Consider the following 3,656-nt stretch of genomic DNA (forward strand, 5'->3'; position numbering starts at 1 on the left):
CCTGAACAAATCGGAGTTACTGCCGTAAAATTTGGTGTAACTATCGGATTCACTATAATCGTCATGGTTTGTGTTGTAGCACATTGTCCTGCATCTGGCGTAAACGTATAAGTGGTAGTAGCCGTATTATTCAAAGCCGGTGACCATGTTCCTGTGATTCCATTATTGGAAGTTGTTGGTAAAGCCGCTAATGCATCACCTGAACAAATCGGAGTTACTGCCGTAAAATTTGGTGCAACTATCGGATTCACAACAATCGTCATGGTTTGTGTTGTGGCACATTGCCCTGCATCTGGCGTAAAGGTATACACTGTTGTTGCAGTATTATTCAAAGCCGGTGACCATGTTCCTGTGATTCCATTATTGGAAGTTGTTGGTAATGCGGCTAATGTATCACCTGAACAAATCGGAGTTACTGCCGTAAAATTTGGCGTAACTATCGGATTCACAACAATCGTCATGGTTTGTGTTGCAGCACATTGCCCGGCATCTGGCGTAAAGGTATACACTGTTGTTGCAGTATTATTCAAAGCCGGTGACCATGTTCCCGTGATTCCATTATTGGAAGTTGTTGGTAAAGCCGCTAATGCATCACCTGAACAAATTGGGGCTACCGCTGTAAAATTTGGTGTAACTATCGGATTCACGACAATCGTCATGGTTTGTGTTGCAGCACATTGTCCGACATTAGGAGTAAATGTATACAAAGTTGTAGCCGTATTGTTTAAAGCCGGTGACCAAGAACCTGTAATTCCTTCATTTGAAGTTGTTGGTAAAGCCGATAATACATCACCTGAACAAATTGGAGCTACCTGCGTAAAGTTAGGTGTTGCCCCCGGAGTTACTGTGATGGTCATCGTTTGTGTTGTAGCACATTGTCCGGCGTTCGGGGTAAACGTATAAGTCGTGGTAGCCATATTATTGATGGCCGGCGACCATGTTCCCGTGATTCCGTTATTGGAAGTAGTTGGTAAAGCCGCAATAGCTGCTGATGAACAAACTGGTGGCACCTGAGTAAAAGCAGGTACTGTGTTACCGTTATTCAGATAAGTGATTTCCACAGTACTGGTGCAGTATAAAGTAGTCCAACTGAATTGATAAGTCCCAGACACAGAGAATCCGGAGATAGTGGTAGTATTTGCTGAAGTATTGCCAATAACTGTAGCTGAAGGATTTGTGCTGTGTGCTGACCATGTTCCAATTCCTGCAGATACTACATTTACCGTATCGTTATTACAATCCAAAACTAATGGGGATGCAGAAATAATACTGTTATCTGCCGTAAAGGTAATCGCATCTAAAAAGTTTCCGATAGTTGCCCCTCCAACACTGCTGATTGATTGGAAAAGAAAACGGGTAATCGGCTGACCTGCTGGAACTGTATAAGAACCTGTATTGTAACTCCAGGCCGCTACTCCTGTACTAACGCGGCGAATTTCAACATAAGGTCCTCCCGGTGGTCCTGCCAAAAGTGCAACAGTGTCTAAACCTTGTCTTCCTTTGTGGGCAAATCCGTAGTTAAATACAGTACTGGTTGGAGTAGCATAATCCTGATACACAGCAGAAACCTGATGTGCATTTAATTCGATAAACTGATCACCTGAATAAGCAAGATGGTTTTCATAGTTTGGTGAAGGCCAGATTTCTATTATGTGATCCGTAGCGGTCGTTCTCCATCCTAACACTGTATAGTCATTTGTGGTAAGATTTGGGTTTGTACCGGTAATATCCGGGTATTCGAAATCTGCATTAACTGTATTAATCATACAGTTTAAGCTACTGCCATTAGTTGGAGGTTGCGGCGTTTTTACACATACATTAAACTGTACGTTAAGGTTTGTAGTAACATTATTTAATGATGCTCTTACTAAATAAACACTGTTAACCTGTAATCCCGTTGCTGTAATCGAGTTGTTAAAGCTACATGCTATCTGATTCAAACTGCCACACTGACCAGAATAAAGTGTTAAAGCAATTGGAGAAGGGGTTCCGGTAAAATTGATCAAATCAATAGTATGTGTTGAATTGCTGGCTACGAACTGAAACCAGATATCACCTGAGTTATTTGTGCCACAACCCGTACCGCCTTCAGGAGAAGCTGTTGATCCTACAAGTGATACATTTCGGACCTGAGTACACTGATTTGTACTGTTAACCGGAAGGGTCAGAGGCATTGAACACTGGTTGTACCCAATCAAAGTAGCAGCGGTAGCCGGACCAGACCAATTACTCAGATAAGGAGAAGCACATACAGCTCTTACATAAAAATCGTATGTCGTTGAGGCTAGTAAATTATTCATCACAAAGGGAGGTGGGCTGGTAACCATTGTCCCCACAGAACCAAAAATAGGAGCAGGGGACCCGGTTGGTAAAGCAATTACTTCCCATTGTGTTTCATTATATCCAGGTGTCCAGTTTAAAGTAGCTGTGGTATAGCCCATGCTGCTTGCCGTTAATCCTGTTGGGTCCGGACACATCGGAATGTCTTCAACAATCACATTATCAATATACAATCGATTACCATCCAAGGTGCTGCCAGGAACATGCCAGGCAATATGTACCTGACCTGTTAATGGATTGTTCGATGCATCAACCAAGTTTATGATCCGTTGTGCATAAGTGGTATTTGTGTATGAGGTTAAAGGGATAACTGTCTGGGTAAAATCCGTTGTTGCTGATCCTGTCGTGGACAACACAACTCTAAAGTCGTTTGGCTCTGCGCCCGATTGCACTTTATAGTGGAATTTTAATCGCTTCGGACGAGGTGTGGAATTTAAATTAATCTTTGGCGAAATCAACCAATCGTTATTGTTTCCGGCATTAAGATCCGTAAAAAGCATTGCGGACTGGTTTCCTTCAAAAGGAGTAGTGGTGTAGTCCATGTTCCATGAATCCGCATCAGCATTTACGTTTGTCACCGTCCAGCATGCTTGTGAAACAGATGCCGAGTTGAAGCCTTCAGTAAAAGGAACCGAAAACATGCCACAACCCAAATTAATAGCTACCGGACCAGACCAATCACTCATGTCAGTTGGATCACAAACTGCTCTTACATAATATTCATACGATAATAGCGGATTTAATCCGGTTATTGTAAAAGGATTGCTTCCGACACCAATAATAGTACTGCTCGCTGTGGGTAAACCGGAACCGGGAGCCTGAACAACGATTTCCCATTCCGATTCGCCTCCGCCTTCAGTCCATTGTACTGTAGCTGAAGATCCGGATGCACTTACCACTATCAAGTTTGTTGGTTGAGGGCAAGTTGGAGAAAAAAAACGAGTCTCAGTAGCTTTTTTGCCAACCGTTTTTTTACGTTTTGGATTGACGGTATTCGAGGCTCCGTTTTTTTTAAGAAGATTTTTTTCGGTTAGTCTCCCTGAAGAAAAAGCTCCTTTATTTTCACGGCTTTCTTTTAACCGGGAATATCCCAGCATAGAAAACAACAACATTATAAGTACTAATGTATTTTTTTTCATAATGATGATAAACAGTTTTTTGTTGTTGTGTTGTTCTTTGATTTGTATTAGAATTATTGAGTAGATTATCCACTCATTTGTTGTAAACTTTTAGATTAAAAGAACAACCGGTTAAACAAAAAGCACCTGTTTGGGTGCTTTTTATTTTATGGTTTGTCCGGTTACTTTTTTACAATC

The 3,656-nt window shown here is 41.7% G+C and carries 1 protein-coding gene; it reads right to left on the minus strand.

All coding sequences use genetic code 11. The features are described 5' to 3' along the window. A partial coding sequence (locus ACWPKD_RS15155) for a choice-of-anchor J domain-containing protein (RefSeq protein ID WP_455413532.1) occupies positions 1–3,479 on the minus strand: 3,479 nt, incomplete at its 3' end. Positions 3,480–3,656 lie beyond the last annotated feature (177 nt).

This window comes from Flavobacterium pedocola, from assembly GCF_053764385.1.